Annotated in this window: 15 protein-coding genes; 12 read left to right on the forward strand and 3 right to left on the reverse strand. The window is 62.4% G+C overall.

The genetic code is table 11. The features are described 5' to 3' along the window. Positions 1-121 precede the first annotated feature (121 nt). The 12 genes from J2887_RS14350 (at position 122) to yjgA (ending at position 9,602) form a co-directional block, all read left to right on the forward strand. Positions 122-1,090, forward strand: coding sequence for a KpsF/GutQ family sugar-phosphate isomerase (locus J2887_RS14350; protein ID WP_227171786.1), 969 nt, complete (start codon positions 122-124; stop codon positions 1,088-1,090). Further along, positions 1,090-1,647, forward strand: a complete 558-nt coding sequence (locus J2887_RS14355; RefSeq protein ID WP_227171787.1) for a KdsC family phosphatase — start codon at positions 1,090-1,092, stop codon at positions 1,645-1,647. Before J2887_RS14350 ends, J2887_RS14355 begins: the two co-directional genes overlap by 1 nt. After that, positions 1,647-2,246 carry an LPS export ABC transporter periplasmic protein LptC gene (gene lptC, locus J2887_RS14360; RefSeq protein WP_227171788.1) on the forward strand — a complete coding sequence of 200 codons (600 nt, stop codon included), beginning with the start codon at positions 1,647-1,649 and terminating at the stop codon, positions 2,244-2,246. The genes J2887_RS14355 and lptC overlap by 1 nt, the downstream gene beginning before the upstream one ends. A gap of 37 nt (positions 2,247-2,283) precedes the next feature. Then, positions 2,284-2,766 carry a lipopolysaccharide transport periplasmic protein LptA gene (gene lptA / locus J2887_RS14365; RefSeq protein ID WP_324197219.1) on the forward strand — a complete coding sequence of 161 codons (483 nt, stop codon included), beginning with the start codon at positions 2,284-2,286 and terminating at the stop codon, positions 2,764-2,766. Positions 2,767-2,778: 12 nt separating this feature from the next. Further along, positions 2,779-3,504: an LPS export ABC transporter ATP-binding protein gene (gene lptB / locus J2887_RS14370; protein ID WP_227171790.1), complete on the forward strand. Its 726-nt coding sequence runs from the start codon at positions 2,779-2,781 to the stop codon at positions 3,502-3,504. A gap of 290 nt (positions 3,505-3,794) precedes the next feature. After that, positions 3,795-5,309, forward strand: coding sequence for an RNA polymerase factor sigma-54 (locus J2887_RS14375; RefSeq protein WP_228752882.1), 1,515 nt, complete (start codon positions 3,795-3,797; stop codon positions 5,307-5,309). Positions 5,310-5,426: 117 nt separating this feature from the next. Next, positions 5,427-5,735: a ribosome hibernation promoting factor gene (gene hpf / locus J2887_RS14380; RefSeq protein ID WP_227171792.1), complete on the forward strand. Its 309-nt coding sequence runs from the start codon at positions 5,427-5,429 to the stop codon at positions 5,733-5,735. An 87-nt stretch (positions 5,736-5,822) separates the two neighbouring features. Then, positions 5,823-6,287, forward strand: coding sequence for a PTS IIA-like nitrogen regulatory protein PtsN (gene ptsN, locus J2887_RS14385; RefSeq protein WP_227171793.1), 465 nt, complete (start codon positions 5,823-5,825; stop codon positions 6,285-6,287). A 31-nt stretch (positions 6,288-6,318) separates the two neighbouring features. After that, complete coding sequence (rapZ, locus tag J2887_RS14390; protein WP_227171794.1) at positions 6,319-7,197, forward strand: RNase adapter RapZ; 879 nt, start codon at positions 6,319-6,321, stop codon at positions 7,195-7,197. Then, positions 7,194-7,463 (forward strand): HPr family phosphocarrier protein, encoded by a 270-nt coding sequence (locus J2887_RS14395; protein WP_227171795.1) that lies wholly within the window; start codon positions 7,194-7,196, stop codon positions 7,461-7,463. Before rapZ ends, J2887_RS14395 begins: the two co-directional genes overlap by 4 nt. A 220-nt stretch (positions 7,464-7,683) precedes the next feature. Then, entirely contained in the window at positions 7,684-9,045 is a 1,362-nt protein-coding gene (gene mgtE / locus J2887_RS14400) for a magnesium transporter (RefSeq protein ID WP_227171796.1), read from the forward strand. 29 nt (positions 9,046-9,074) lie between these two features. Further along, positions 9,075-9,602, forward strand: a complete 528-nt coding sequence (gene yjgA, locus J2887_RS14405; RefSeq protein WP_227171797.1) for a ribosome biogenesis factor YjgA — start codon at positions 9,075-9,077, stop codon at positions 9,600-9,602. A 5-nt stretch (positions 9,603-9,607) separates the two neighbouring features. Here yjgA and J2887_RS14410 read toward each other — a convergent pair whose 3' ends face one another. The 3 genes from J2887_RS14410 to rng form a co-directional block, all read right to left on the reverse strand. After that, the gene (locus J2887_RS14410; RefSeq protein ID WP_227171798.1) at positions 9,608-10,456 is read right to left on the reverse strand and encodes a carbon-nitrogen hydrolase family protein; all 849 of its coding nucleotides are present in this window, start codon (positions 10,454-10,456) and stop codon (positions 9,608-9,610) included. A gap of 71 nt (positions 10,457-10,527) precedes the next feature. Next, positions 10,528-14,586, reverse strand: coding sequence for a YhdP family protein (locus J2887_RS14415; protein ID WP_227171799.1), 4,059 nt, complete (start codon positions 14,584-14,586; stop codon positions 10,528-10,530). Between the two features lie 29 nt (positions 14,587-14,615). Next, entirely contained in the window at positions 14,616-16,094 is a 1,479-nt protein-coding gene (gene rng / locus J2887_RS14420; protein ID WP_227171800.1) for a ribonuclease G, read from the reverse strand. Positions 16,095-16,135: the final 41 nt, after the last annotated feature.

Consider the following 16,135-nt stretch of genomic DNA (forward strand, 5'->3'; position numbering starts at 1 on the left):
CCGGATCGCAAAAATATCCTGATGGCAACGATCAGTTAATCTGAATAAGCCCGCCCCGGACTTCGCTCAGCCCTGAAAGTGGTATACTGCCGCCACATCCGCCAGAACACCCGGACAGATTATGACCAGCAGTTTCAGGGACGCCGCCCTACAGGCCATCGCCATTGAACGCGACGCCATCGACGCCCTCACCGACCGGATTGACCAATCGTTTACCCTTGCCTGCGAAATCATCATGGCCTGCCAGGGCCGGGTGGTGGTGACCGGCATGGGCAAATCCGGACACATTGGCAAAAAGATCGCAGCCACCCTGGCCAGCACCGGCACTCCGGCTTTCTATGTTCATCCCGGCGAAGCCAGCCACGGCGACCTGGGCATGATCACCGGACAGGACGTGGTACTGGCGATCTCCAACTCCGGCAACACCAGTGAAGTGCTCACCATCCTGCCCCTGATCAAGCGCATGGGCGCGCCGCTGATCAGCATGACCGGCAACACCGACTCGGTGCTGGCACGGGAGGCCGAAGCCAACCTGGACATCAGCGTCGATCAGGAAGCCTGCCCCCTGGGACTGGCCCCCACCTCCAGCACCACCGCCACCCTGGTGATGGGCGACGCCCTCGCCGTAGCACTGCTGGATCGGCGCGGATTCAGTGCCGAAGACTTTGCCTTCTCCCACCCCGGCGGTAGCCTCGGTCGTCGCCTGCTGCTGCGGGTCAGTGACATCATGCATACCGGCGAACGCATTCCCCGGGTGGGCGAAGACACCCCGCTCAGCGGCGCGCTGCTGGAAATCTCCCTCAAGGGACTGGGCATGACCACCGTCATCGACGGCCAGGGCGGACTCAGTGGCATCTTCACCGATGGCGACCTGCGTCGCACCCTGGATCGCCCGGTGGACATTCACGCGACACCGATTGCCGACGTCATGACCCGCAACGGCAAGACCATTCGCGACGACCAGCTCGCCGCCGAGGCCCTCAACATCATGGAAGAACTCAAGATCAACGCCCTGCCAGTGGTCAACCGTGACGGCCAACTGACCGGCGCCATCAACATGCATGACCTGCTGCGGGCGGGGGTAATCTGATGACCACGCAAACACCCACCTGGCCTGTTGAACTGATGGCCCGGGCCGCCGACGTCCGCCTGCTGGCCCTGGACGTCGACGGCGTCATGACCGACGGCACCCTGCTGTTCAGCGCCGAGGGCGACGAACTCAAGGCCTTCAACATTCTCGACGGCCTCGGCATCAAACTGCTGATGCAGGCCGGCGTGACCGTTGCAGTCATCACCGGTCGCAGCTCGCCGCTCACCGAACGACGCATGAACAGCCTGGGCATTCCCCACCTGATGCAGGGCCGGGAGGACAAACTCACCGCCCTGAGGGAGCTGGCCGGCCAATTGCAGATGCCGGCGGCGCACATTGCCTATATGGGAGATGACCTGCCCGACCTGGCCGCCATCCAGCACGCCGGCCTGGGCCTGACGGTACCAAACGGCCACTGGTATGTGCGCCAGCACGCCGACCACTGCACCACGGTGCCGGGCGGCGCCGGCGCGGTGCGGGAAGTCTGCGACCTGATCCTCGCAGCCCAGGGCCAGCTGGACCAGTGCCTGGCCCACTATCTGGAGCCGACCGCCTGATGCTCAATACCCTGCTATTCAATAGCAAGGTGCGCTCGCTGGCGCTGCTGACCTGTGCGCTGGTGCTGGCCTCCCTGCTCTGGCGCTCTGACCAGCCACCGGAGCCACTGCAAGCGGAAGGGCTGCGCGGCCCAAGCGAACCGGACGGTTTCGTAATCAATGGCGACTATCGCTCCTTCGACAGCAATGGCGATCTCGCCATTCGCCTCAGCAGTCCCCGCATCGAGCAGTTTGAAGCCAGTGAACGCGCCACCCTAGTGGAACCCGAGGCGATTCTCCAGGATCAGCCATCAGACAGCCCCTGGCAACTCACCGCCCGGCGTGGCGACTTTCATCAGGCAACCGGCCAGCTTTCGCTCAACGGCAATGTGGTTGTCACCCGACCGCTCCAAGACGGCCAGGCCGCCACCCTGAGCACCGAACACTTGACGCTGGACAACCGCAGCCGCACCGTACACACCAATGCACCCGTCACCCTCACAGACGCGTTTGGCACTACCCGTGCCACCGGTATGACCGCCTGGATCGACGACCGGGTGCTGGAACTGACGTCAAAGGTAGAAGGACACTATGAGCCTGCCCCAAACCCGACCCCTTAAGCGAGTGAGCCGCACGTGCACAGCCGTCCTTGCCAGCGTGCTGCTGGCATCCCCGGCGGCGGCCTTTGATCTGGACTCCGACGCCCCGATCACCGTCAACGCCGCCCACGCCCGCCTGGATGACAGTCAGGGTGTGGCCACCTACACCGGCGATGTCGTGGTCGCCCAGCAGGGCACCCGCCTCAGCGCCGACAAGGTGGTGCTGTACCGGGACGACCAGGGCCTGAGCCGCATCGAGGCCACCGGCACCCCCGCCCGCTACTCCCAGGCAACCGCAGGCCAGACCGCCGCCACCGAGGCCAGCGCCGAGCGCATCATCTACAACGCCACCGAAAGCCAGCTGACGTTCGAGCGCAACGCCATGATTGAGCAGTCCGGCAACCTGTTCCGCGGCAACCGCATTCTCTACGACACCCGCAATCGGGTGGTCACGGCCGAGGGCGATAACGGCGGCAATGGCGAGGGCCGGGTGGAAATGGTCATTCAGCCCCGCGGCCGCGCCCAGAGCGACAGCAACTAGACAGGAACCAAGATGGCAGTGCTCCGCGCCAGCAACCTGGCAAAAAGCTACAAGCAGAAGAAAGTGGTCCTCGACGTCTCCCTGGAGATCCGCAGCGGGGAAATTGTCGGCCTGCTGGGGCCGAACGGTGCCGGCAAGACCACCTGCTTCTACATGATCGTCGGTCTGGTACCGTCGGACAAGGGACGCATCACCCTGGACAGCCAGGACATCACTCCCCTGCCGATGCATGGCCGTGCCCGCAAGGGCATTGGCTACCTGCCCCAGGAAGCCTCGGTGTTCCGCAAGCTGAGCGTGCGGGACAACATCATGGCGATTCTGGAAACCCGCAGCGACCTCAAGCGCGCCGACCGCGAGCAAAAACTGGAGGACCTGCTGGCGGAGTTCCACATCACCCACATCCGCGACAGCCTGGGCATGGCCCTGTCCGGGGGCGAGCGCCGGCGGGTGGAGATCGCCCGCGCACTGGCGATGGAGCCGGCCTTCATCCTGCTGGACGAACCGTTTGCCGGTGTAGACCCCATCTCGGTCAGTGACATCAAGCAGATCATTCGCCACCTGCGGGATAAGGGCATCGGCGTACTGATCACCGACCACAACGTGCGCGAAACCCTGGATATCTGCGAGAACGCCTACATCGTCAGTGGCGGCCACATCATCGCCTCCGGCTCGTCCGAGGACATCCTGGCCAACCAACAGGTCAAGGAAGTTTACCTCGGTAACGAATTCAAACTATGACCCTCCCCAAATGCATTGATTTCTGACGTCAGTTTGTCGACCATCAAGTCTTCGCAACGCTGCCTGCTGGTATCTTGAGAACGTGGATTGCGGATAAACCGTCTACACTCGATACAGGCCAGCGGCAGCCGGCCAGATTGTCTTGCCCACCACAAGCAAGTACACTCGGCAGAAAAATTGCTTGTAAAAGCAACTTCGCATGACGCAAGACTTTTTAGGCTCACCAGGCATGACCGGTTGGTGATATCCCGCCTGCCAGGCACACCGGTGACGGAACTGACATCATGGTAATGAAAGCCTCACTTCAGCTAAAACTGGGCCAAAGCCTGACCATGACGCCCCAGTTGCAACAGGCGATCAGGCTGCTTCAACTCTCCACCCTGGATCTCCAGCAGGAAATCCAACAGGCGCTGGATTCCAACCCCATGCTGGAAACCCAGGAAGACGACGACCGCGCCGAGGCAGAGCAGAACGACGACCGCAACGACGCTGAAGACGGTCAGGACCAGGACGCCAGCGCCACCGCAGATGACAGCTGGGATGACGACAGCAGCCAGGAGTGGGAGGCCGACAACAACGGCTCCGAGAACATTCCCGACGACCTGCCGGTCGATACCGCCTGGGACGACATCTACCAGCCCTCTCCTGCCCCCGCCAGCCGCGGCGACGATGAGGGTGACAGCGATTTCGAGTCCCGCAACTCGGTCTCCGAGACCCTTCACGATCATCTGGAATGGCAGCTCAACCTGACCCCCATGGGTGACCGGGACCGGGCCATTGCCCACGCCCTGCTGGACGCAGTGGACGAGCGCGGCTACCTGACCTCCCCGCTGGACGAAATCCACTCCGGGTTGATGGACGACGCCGACGAGGACCCGGTGGAGCTCGACGAGATCGAAGCGGTACTGCGTCGGCTGCAGCATTTCGACCCCGCCGGTGTGTTTGCCCGCGATCTGCAGGAATGCCTGCTGATCCAGCTCAACCAGCTGCCACCTGACACCCCCTGGCTGCCCCAGGCTCGCCTGGTGATCACTCACTACATCAACCTGCTGGGCAACCGCGACTACGCCCAACTGCTGCGGCGCAGCCGGCTGAAAGAAGACCAGCTGCGGGACGTTCTGGCCTTGATCACCCAGCTCAACCCGCGCCCGGGCAGCGCCATTGATCAGGCTGAGCCGGATTACGTCATTCCCGATGTCATCGTGCGCAAGCACCAGGGACGCTGGCGGGTGGAACTGAACCCGGAGATTGCGCCGCGCATTCGCGTCAACGCCAGCTACGCGTCGTTGATCCGCCGGGCCGACAGCAGCGCCGACAACACCTACATGCGGGACCAGCTGCAGGAAGCCAAGTGGTTCATCAAGAGCCTGCAGAGCCGCAACGAAACCCTGCTCAAGGTGGCCACCCGCATTGTTGAGCACCAGCAGGGCTTCCTCGATCACGGCGAGGAGGCGATGAAGCCACTGATCCTCTCCGACATCGCCCAAGCGGTGGAAATGCATGAATCCACGATTTCCCGGGTCACCACCCAGAAGTACATGCATACCCCCCGGGGCATCTTCGAGCTGAAGTACTTTTTCTCCAGCCACGTCAGCACCGATGAGGGCGGAGAATGCTCGTCCACCGCCATCCGGGCGATGATCAAAAAACTGATTGCAGCAGAAACCCCAAAAAAGCCATTGAGCGACAGCAAAATTGCCGCCATGCTAGGGGAACAGGGAATCAAAGTGGCCCGGCGCACCGTCGCCAAGTATCGGGAGGCCATGCACATTCCCCCGTCAAACGAACGGAAGAGATTGGTGTAGGCCAGGGAGCGCTCACCAGCGCGGCTCTGGCCCGAAGGGATCTACCGCCGCGGGGAAACACCGCGGCAACCCCGCCAGTGATCGTAGTCGCTGGCAAGCCGACAATAGGAGACGCCTATGCAACTCAATATTTCAGGTCATCACGTCGAACTGACAGCTCCCCTCAAAGAGTACGTCTCTGGCAAGTTCGAAAAGCTTGAACGGCATTTCGATCACATCAGTAACTGTCAGGTGACTCTGGAAGTCGAGAAGGTCCGCCAGATGGCGGAAGCCACGTTGCATGTAATTGGCGGTGAGATCCACGCCAAGGCCGAAAACGAAGACATGTATGCAGCCATCGACGCTCTTGTGGACAAGCTGGATCGACAGATCCTGAAACACAAGGAAAAAAATATTGATCGTATGCATGGAAACGGCGCCCGCTAAACGGTAGCCTTGCCCACACCTGAACTGATCGAGCTGCGGTACGTCTGACGTATCGCAGCCTTTTTTTTACGGAACCACTGTCTATCCATGACGGACACATCACTCACCATCGAAACCATCCTGACCCCGGAGCTTGCCCGCTGCCGTGTTGCCGGCACCAGCAAGAAGCGGGTTCTGGAATTCATCTCCGAGAGCATCCACCAGCAGTATCCCGATCTGGATGCCGGGCAGATTTTCAACAACCTGGTTGCCCGCGAACGCCTGGGCAGCACCGGTATTGGGCAGGGCATTGCGATCCCCCACTGTCGGCTGGATGGCTGCAGCCAGGTCATCGGTGTGCTGGTCACCCTGGAGGAAGGCGTTGGTTTCGATGCCATCGACAACCAACCGGTGGATCTGCTGTTTACCCTGATCGTCCCCAAGGAAGCCACCAGCGAGCACCTGGAACTGCTGAGCCAGCTGGCCGAGAAGTTCAATGAACAGTCGTTCTGTAACGAACTGAGACAGTGCAGCGACAACGAGACCCTGTACAATCGAATGATAGGCGCCTAACAGCAGACTGATCACTCAAGGGTGATGGACTATGAAACTGATCATCGTCAGCGGCCGCTCCGGCTCGGGTAAGAGTACCGCGCTGCATGTACTTGAAGACCTTGGTTTCTACTGCATCGACAACCTGCCCATCGGACTGCTGTTCCCTCTTACCCGGGAAGCCACCGCTCAGGAGAGCACCGGGCGGCTGAAGAAAATCGCCGTCAGCATCGATGCCCGTAACCTGTCGGATGAGATCGCCAACTTCGAGGACATCCACCACCAGCTGACCCAGACCGGCGCCACCATCGAGACCATCTTCCTTGATGCCACCGACCAGGCACTGCTGCAGCGCTTCCACGCCACCCGCCGCAAACACCCCCTGAGCAACGACCGCACCTCCCTGAAAGAGGCCATCACCAGTGAGAAACACCTGCTGGAACCCATTGCCAGCCTGGCGGATCTCTACGTCGACACCACCGAACTGTCGATCTACGAGCTGCGGGACATGGTCAAACAACGGGTGATCGGCCGGCGGGAACAGGAAATGGCGCTGCTGATCCAGTCCTTTGGCTTCAAGCACGGGGTGCCGGTGGATTCCGATTACGTCTTTGATGTCCGCTGCCTGCCCAATCCCTACTGGGATGCCAGCCTGCGCAAGTTTACCGGCATCGACCAACCGGTAATCGACTTCCTCGAACACGAGGCCATGACCACCAAGCTCACGGACGATATCATTCAGTTCCTGGATTCCTGGCTGCCATCATTCGGCCAGAGCAACCGCAGTTACATGACCATTTCCATTGGCTGTACCGGTGGCCAGCACCGCTCGGTGTACGTCTGCGAGAAAGTCGGCGCCTACTTCGCGGAACGCTACAACAACGTCCAGGTCCGTCATACCGAACTGCCACACCTGAAACGCAGCCTATGATTCGCCAGCAAGTCACCATCATCAACAAGCTGGGCCTGCACGCCCGCGCTGCCGCCAAACTGGTGGCCACCGCCTCGGAATTCGAAAGCAGTATCCAGATCTGCAAGGGCAGCCAGCAGGTGGACGCCAAGAGCATCATGCCCGTCATGATGCTGGCCGCCAGCAAAGGCACCGACCTTGAACTCAACATTGAAGGTCCCGACGAGCAGCAGGCGCTCGATCAGCTGGTCGCCCTGATCAACGACTACTTCGGCGAGGGCGAATAGCGCCCCGCCCCGCCAGCACGCAGGTTTCTACGGCATTCACCTACAACGCTTTCTCACCACTGCAACGTAAGTCCGCTATACTACGTAAGTTTATCAGCTACGCCCGGTAGCCTGGCTGCTGGAGACCCTGGCCGCATAGCAGATGGTCGTGGGCACCTCCCCAGCGCAGGATTACCGTCGGCAGCGCTGATGGTCATTTGGGCAGAAAGTTGGGTGATCAATGACGGACATTCTGGAACAAAGCCAGGCTCGCCAGCGTCTCCGCTCCCTCGGAGAAGCTCTGGACAGTGGTGCCCTTAAACAGGTTGCCCGCATCCTCAATGGCGGCCTCAGTCCCAGTGATATTGCCCACCTGCTGGAATCCTCCCCGCCCCGCCAGCGCGCCCTGCTGTGGAACCTGGTGGACAAGAACCTGGAAGGGGAAGTCCTCCAGTACCTGAGCGACGACATCCGGGGTTATTTCCTCAGCCAGCTGAACGCCCAGGAACTGGCCAACATCATTGAGGACTTCGAGTCCGACGACCTCGCCGACCTGCTGCAGCAGTTGCCGGACACGGTGATCCAGGAAGTCCTGGACACCATGGACGAACAGGACCGGCAACGGGTCGAGGAAGTCCTAGCCTACCCGGAGGACACCGCCGGCGGCCTGATGAATACGGACACCATCACGGTGCGTCCGGACATCAGCATCGACGTGGTTCTGCGTTATCTGCGCCGTCACCGCAACCTGCCGCCAATGACCGACAGCCTGATTGTGGTCAGCCGGAAAGACCAGTTCATCGGCATGCTGCCCATCACCAAGATGTTGGTGAGCAATCCCGCTACCACGGTGCGGGAAGTCATGGACACCGACATTGAGCCGATTCCGGTCACCCTGGCGGACACCCAGGTCGCCACCCTGTTCGAGCGCTACGACCTCATCTCCGCGCCGGTGGTTGACGACGACGGCAACCTGCTGGGCCGGATCACCATCGATGACGTGGTCGACGTTATCCGGGAGGACGCCGATCACTCGCTGATGAGCATGGCCGGCCTGGACGAAGACGAAGACACCTTCGCCCCGGTGCTCAAGACCACCCGGCGCCGGGCGGTGTGGCTCGGCATCAACCTGATTACCGCATTCATCGCCTCCGCCGTTATCGGCCTGTTCGAGGATACCATCGAGAAGGTGGTGGCGCTGGCGGTGCTGATGCCCATTGTGGCCAGCATGGGCGGCATTGCCGGCAGCCAGACCCTGACCCTGGTGATCCGCGGCATGGCCGTGGGCCAGATCAGTGGCGCCAACGTCAAATGGCTGCTGAACCGGGAGTTTCTGGTGGGCATGCTCAACGGTCTGTTATGGGCCGTGGTGGTCGCTACCGCCGCCACCGCCTGGTTCCGCGATCCGGTGATCGGTGTGGTGATTGCCGCAGCGCTGGTCATCAATCTGCTGGGAGCGGCCTTTGTCGGCACCGTACTGCCGCTGTTCCTGAAGTCGCGGAACATCGACCCGGCCCTGGCCGGGGGCGTGATACTCACCACCGTAACCGATGTGGTAGGATTCATGTCCTTCCTTGGGTTGGCCACGGTGTTTTACGCCTGAGCCCGCCCCGGCCACACCAGGAACCGAGCATGACCGAACAGCCATACGACGACAGCGAACAGGAATGGGGCAAGAGCAAGTCCCAGCTTAAACGTGAGATGCAGGACCTGCAGGATCTGGGCAAGCAGATGCTGGCCCTGTCCAACGAGCAGCTCGCCACTCTGCCAATCGGCGACACCCTGCGCCGTGCGATCGAGGAATCCCATCGCATCCGTCAGAACGAGGCCCGTCGCCGCCACCTGCAATACATTGGCAAGGTCATGCGCCAGGAAGACGATATCGATGCCCTGCGTCGCGCTATCGGCGCGTTTCACGCGGGCAGCGAGGAGCACACCCGGCGTCTGCACCTGGCGGAGCGCTGGCGGGATCGCATGGTTCAGGAGGGCGACAGCGCCGTTGGGGAGTTTCTGGACTACTGCCCCGCCGCCGACATCCAGCACCTTCGTAACCTGGCCCGCAACGCCCGCCGTGAAGCTCAGCAGGAAAAGAACACCGGCCAGGGCAAGAAACTTTTCCGCTACCTGCGGGAATGCATCGACGAGGGCGAACGCGACTAGGTACGCTATAGCCGCCGGTGATCCCAGACCGGCATGCGCTGGCGCACCTCCTGCAACCGCCGGGGGTCGAGCGCAGCCATGACCCAACCCGGGCCCTCCTCCTGCCGCTCTGCCACCACCGATCCCCAGGGATCGACAATCATGGAGTGGCCATAGGTCCGGCGCCGGGGGCTGTTGTACCCCCCCTGCCCGGCAGCCACCAGCCAGCACTGGTTCTCAATGGCCCGGGCACGGATCAGCGGATGCCAGTGAGCATCCCCGGTGGTGTAGGTAAAGGCACTGGGCAAGGCCACCCAATCCGCCTGTTGCTGACGCAGTGCCCGGAACAGCTCCGGAAACCTCAGGTCGTAGCAGATTGCCAGCCCCAGACGACCGGCAGGCGTGTCGATGGTGACCACCCGTTCGCCGGGCTCGAAGGTGTCTGACTCCCGGTAGCGGCCCTGGGCATCCGCCACTTCAGCATCAAACAGGTGAATCTTGTCGTATCGCGCCACTTCCCGGCCCTGGTCATCCAGCACCAGACAGCAGGCGCGGACACGGTCGGCCACGGAACTGCCATCCTCCCGTTCCGCCAGTGGCAGCGAACCACCAACAATCCACAACCCCAACGACCGCGCCTGCTCCGCGAGAAAGTCGCGAATCTCACCGCCACCGATTTCCTGCTGTCCCTGCGCCACCATTTGTGCGGTCTTGAGGATGGCGAAATTCTCCGGCAGCACCGCCACCGAGGCGCCCGCCGCGGCCACCTCGGCCAGCAGCGTCGCGGCCTGGGCCAGGTTGTCCTCCAGACGCTCGCCACTGACCATTTGCACCGTGGCGACACGGACACCCTCAACGTCGCGTGGTTCCGTCATTTCAGTCTCTCCTGCGGTTGGAATCGGTGTGCGTCTCTTCTCTTCAGACCAGGCCTTTCGGGAACCTCTGATCAGTCACCAGTATCGAAGACGTTGCGCAGTTCCACCACCGGATTGTCCCAGCGCCCCCGCACCGTGTAGGTGGCGCTGGTCAATCGGCTCAACGGATCTCCCAACACCTTGTCGAGGACAAACAGGGCCCCACCGATGGGAGGTGCCGCCCCCAGCAGCAGGGCCGCCAGAGGCAGGTTCTGGGTCAAGGGCAGCACAACCACCATGCGCATGTCCAGGGTCTCAGTGACCAGGTCGGTGGAGCCAGACAGTTTGAAGGCACCCGACGGCCCGACAATCTGCAGCTCCGGCGCCCAGCTCAAGGTGCCGTCGGACAGTTCGGCGGTGCCGGAGATTGCATCGAACGCCACGCCACGCTCATACAGGTCGGAAAAATCCAGCTTCAGGCGGCGCCAGAGGGTGTCGGCATTGAGCACATTGAACAGCCGGAACAGCAACGCGGTGTTGTTGCGCTCCAGAATCACCCCTTCATCCAGCCGCACACTGACCTCACCATCCAGCCGGGTCAAGGTGAACTCATCCGGACGCCCCGGCCACTCCAGGTTCAACACCAACTGGGTCTGCTCGTTTCTCAGCGGTGCTTCCGAGCCCATCATCTGCGCCAGATCCCCCAGATCCTGACCGTGAAGGTCCCCCTGCAGCCGGGTCAACTGGCGACCGTCGTGAATGTCCCAGTAGAGATCGCCATCGAACGACAGCGACCCGAGCACGCCCGACAGCGACTGCACATGTACGGCCTTGGCATCGGGCACCAGCAGGAACGACCAGCGCCCCAGCGAGCGATTGTCCATCGCCAGCTCATCGATCACCACGCTGATGTTCGGCCATCCTTCCATGGCCATGGCGCGGAAGGCATCCACCTGTTCGGCCGACGTCAGTGGCGCAGGAATCGCGGCAATGGTCTCTTCCTCCGGGCTGGCCAGACGCAGGTAGGGAAAGCGCACCGACACGGTCTGCTGCTTGTCCATGGGCAGTCGCAGTTCACCGACCGCCCGATCAGAGCGGGTATCGATGAACCACACGCCATCGCTGAAGGTGGCGGCCACATCCAGTTCCGGAAATGCCTGACCCAATACCCTCAGTTGCCCCACCGATAACTGGATGCCGTAAAGCCAGCGTTCAATCAACGCATTGGTGTCTGCCGGCACCGTGCCCGATGCCGCCGTATCTGCGGTTGCTCGCGCCATCTCCGGCCTCGGGGGCCCGACCAGTTCAGGGTCAACGTCAGGTGGTGAGGGTGAGAGTGAGCTGGTCAGGCGCTCCACCCGATCGACCCAGGCGTCTATCGGCACTTCCTCAACCCGGCCCACCACCTCAATCCCCTCACCTGGGGGCAGCTCTGCCTGTTCCGACCCCATGGCCAGCTGACCACGGTCGAACTCGCCATCCTGCCAGGCCAGCCGGAACGCCAGCCGGTCCTGCCACACCCCGGCAAGTTGCAGACGACCCTCCGGCGTCCAGTCCAGCATCGCCTGCAGGGGCGCCATGACATCGCTGGTCTTGCCCAGGGGCATGGGCCAGTCTGACGCCAGCCCGATCAGACTGGAGTAGAGCGACAGGCCGGGCGCGGCGTCCGACGCCAGATTCAATCGCGCCGTGTAGTTGAAACGGCCGGCCAGGCCAGTGTCCAGGCTTGCGGGCAGCTCCAGCAAACCCGACAGTTCGGTGACCGAGAGGGAACCACTCTGACTCACCACCAGCGCGTCATCCGCCTCGCGGTACTCCAGGCCGACCGTCACCGGCATGCCATTGAGGTCTGCCAAAAACGGTTCCCCGACAATGCCCTCTCCGGTCCGGTAGGTCACATCACCGCGCAGCTGCCGCCAGACCAGACCACTGTCCGGGTGGGCTACCTCACCATTACCAGTTTGCACCCGGGCGATCACCTGCGGCTCACCTGGCCCGGTCAACGGCAACGTCAAATCCAGATCCAAGTGGTAGTCCCCGGCCACCTCAATAGCGTCTGGCGCCTCTCCGGCCAGCTCTCCCAAGGGGCTGTTGGCAAGCCAGTGACGAATATCCGGGGCAGTCACATCGGCTGCGGTGCTGACCTCCAGCACCAGTTCATCGCCGTCCGGCACCAGCTCCACCCGACTGGGTTCCAGCGCCAGCCCCCCGCTGCGGGCGCGATCGACCGCCACCGTGGCGCGATCATCGTGCACCTGGACCCAGCCACTGACACCGGTGACCTCAGGCCAACGGCTGTCATAGCGAACACGGGCATCGCTGAAGCGGTAGTACATGGAGGATGTAAAAGAGTAATCAGGCGCGCCGGAACTGACGGTGCCATGGCCATAAAACACCCCTTCTTCTATCCGCGCTTCGGGAATGGCGGTCGCAAGCCATTGATACAGCTCAGCATCAATCACCTTGGCGGGAACGAATTCCGGCAGCATGTCCGCCGTGCCCTCACGAACCGCTACCCGCAACCCAAGGTTATCTTCGCCCTCCTGGTCGAGACGAAGATCGAAGGCACCTTCCAGCTCAGCCTGCCTCCCGGGCGGCGTCGTCGGCTCGCCATAGCGCAGCGACAACCCCTCGGACCAGACCCGGGTCAAGGGTCCATCCAGCTGCCAGGCAACCTGCGCCCGGGCATCGGTGAACGACCAGCGATCAAGGAACAACTCCGGAAACCCCAGTTCCAGGTCGTCCGACGCCAGCACTACCCGGCCCCAGTCACGGCCAACCTGCAACTGGCCGTTGACGCCGGCAAGCGCCGGCGCGCCATCAAACGGCTGCACCGCAACCTGCCGCAACTGCGCCTGGAGCGTAAATCCGGCAGCACCGTCCGCCAGCGGCAAGCGCATCGACACGTCATCCAGGAACCCGGTCGGCCGGTAGTTCTCCAGCGCATGGGACGCCTCCACCGGCAACAGCCCGATACCGGCACTGAAACGGGCAAGCGGGCCTAACGGCACCCCCTGCCCCTGCAGCGACAGCTCGCCATCCCGACGCTTGAGCCGGAGATTGAACCCGGAGACGGTTTCCCCCAACCAGTCCCAGCGCACATCCTGCAGATGCAGTTCACCACTGAGCAGACTGTCCTGGCCGGGAACCACCGTGCCCCGCCAGCCAAAGGCCAGCGACAGGTTCTCCACCGGCGCCATCGACTCTTCCTGGGCCCGCAGCTGCAGAAATGGCACCTGTAACCGCCCGTTCAGCTGCTCCAGGGTGCCATCCCGAAAGGTCAGCCAGGCCTGGCCGCCCGCGTCAAAACCCTCAACCCCCAGCCCTCGCCAGCGGTAACGACTGACCAGGGAATCGAACAGTCGGCCGGAATTCACATCAACGTAAAGCTGGCCGGTAAAATCCCCGCGAAAGAAATGCCGGCCCAGCAGATTGAAACTGGCAAGCTGGTGGGTGGTACCCAGCCGCATGGCACGGCCAGTGGCGGAGAACAGACCGGCGTGGTAGGTCAGGTCGAGCTGCGGTATTTCGATGTGGCGAACCGGCTGATCTGCGGTGCGTAGCCCCAGATTGACCCGTGTCACCCGGATCGCGGGGTCCGACAGCCAGCGCCCCAGCACCGGCAGCCAGTCCTGACTGCCGCTGGTCAGGGCGTCAGCGGGAATTGGAACCCGGACGTCGTCCTCCACGGTTGCGTCCGGCAGACCATCCAGGTGCAGCCGGCCAGACGCGGCCTGGGCCAGGGTCAGGTCCAGCCGATCCGCCTCGAACTCCTCGAACACCACCCTTAACCGCCACAACGAGCTGAGGGTGTCGAGGCGGATACGCAGGCTGTCGAGTCGAACCAGAGGTGCATCGGCGGCGTTCGGCGCAGCCAGGGCCAGCTCACGGGCTTCCAGTACCGGGTCCAGCAGCCGCCAGCGCCCCTCCAGCTCACCGATGGTGACCGGATAGCCCACAGCCTCGGACAACTCCGCCTCCAATTGGGAGCGGAACTCGCCGATGTTCTGCACCAGCTGGCGGCCAATGGCGGCATAAAGCGCCAGCAGCACCAGTACAGCCACCAACAGCCAGCCAACGAGGCTGCTCAGCCGCTGCAACAGCCGGGACAGGAAACTCACAGATTCGGTGCTGTCATCTCGCCGGGCCATAACAACCGACAGACCTCAGGACGCCAACATCACAGCAGCACCACATCGTACTGTTCCTGGCTGTAAAAAGGCTCAACCTGGAACCGGATGCTCTTGCTGATAAACGTCTCCAGGTCAGCCACGTTGTCGGACTCCTCATCCAGCAGTCGATCCACCACCGCCTGGGAGGCCATCACCAGATAGCTTTCGGCCTCATAGGCCCGATTGACCCGGAGAATCTCCCGAAACACCTCGTAGCACACGGTTTCGGGGGTCTTGAGAAAGCCACGGCCGTCGCAGATCGGGCACGGCTCACACAGCACCTGCCCCAGGCTCTCGGTGGTGCGTTTGCGAGTCATCTCCACCAGTCCCAGTTCGGACACTCCGGTAATCTTGGTCTTGGCGTGATCCCGCTCCAGCATCTTCTCGAGCATCCGATGGACCTGGCGCTGGTGCTCCGAGTCTTCCATGTCGATGAAATCGATAATGATGATGCCACCAAGGTTGCGCAGCCGCAGTTGACGACTGATGGCGCGCGCCGCTTCCAGGTTGGTCTTGAAGATGGTCTCTTCAAGGTTGCGGTGACCAACGAACGCCCCGGTGTTGATGTCGATGGTGGTCATCGCTTCGGTCTGGTCGATGATGACGTAGCCCCCGGACTTGAGCTGGACCTTGCGGCTGAGAGCCTTCTGGATCTCATCCTCGACGCTGTAGAGGTCGAAGATCGGACGCTCGCCGGGGTAATACTCCACCTTGTTGGCGAACTCGGTCACGAACTCATCGACGAACTCGATCACCCGCTGGTAGCTTTCGCGGCTGTCGATGCGGACTTTCTCGGTCTGCGGACGGATCAGATCACGAATGGTGCGGATAAACAGCGGCAGGTCCTGGTACACCACCGCCGGCGCCTGAACCTTGCTGATGCGCTCGTGGATCGACTGGTTGAGCCGGTGCAGGTAGCGCATGTCTCCCAGCAGGTCTTCACTGGACGCGGACTCCGCCGCTGTACGGATGATGTAACCGCCCTGCAGCTCCCCCTGTTCGGTGGCGCCTTCTTCGATGATCGCCTTCAATCGCCCCCGTTCAGCATCATCCTCGATGCGCTGGGAGATACCGATGTGACTGACGCCGGGCATGAACACCAGATAGCGGGAGGGGATGGAGAGCTGGGTGGTCAGACGGGCACCTTTGGTGCCGATCGGGTCCTTGGTGACCTGAACCACCAGCGACTGGCCTTCCCGCAGCAGTGAGCGGATGTCCGGCACGGTTTTTGGCGAATCGACGCCATCATCACTGGACTGGTCGTTGACCACGTCGGACGCATGAATGAACGCGGCGCGCTCCAGCCCGATGTCGACAAACGCCGCTTCCATGCCCGGCAGCACCCGCACCACCTTGCCACGGTAGATATTGCCCACGATCCCCTTGCGACTGGTGCGCTCGATGTAGGCTTCCTGCAGCATACCGTTTTCGACCAGCGCCACCCGCGTTTCCACTGGCGTGACGTTGATCAGGATTTCTTCACTCATGGGGACTCTCCACGCTGGGCACGCCGGACGTTCTCTGCAAC

The organism is Marinobacter sp. CA1 (genome assembly GCF_020546665.1).
Taxonomy (GTDB): domain Bacteria; phylum Pseudomonadota; class Gammaproteobacteria; order Pseudomonadales; family Oleiphilaceae; genus Marinobacter; species Marinobacter xestospongiae.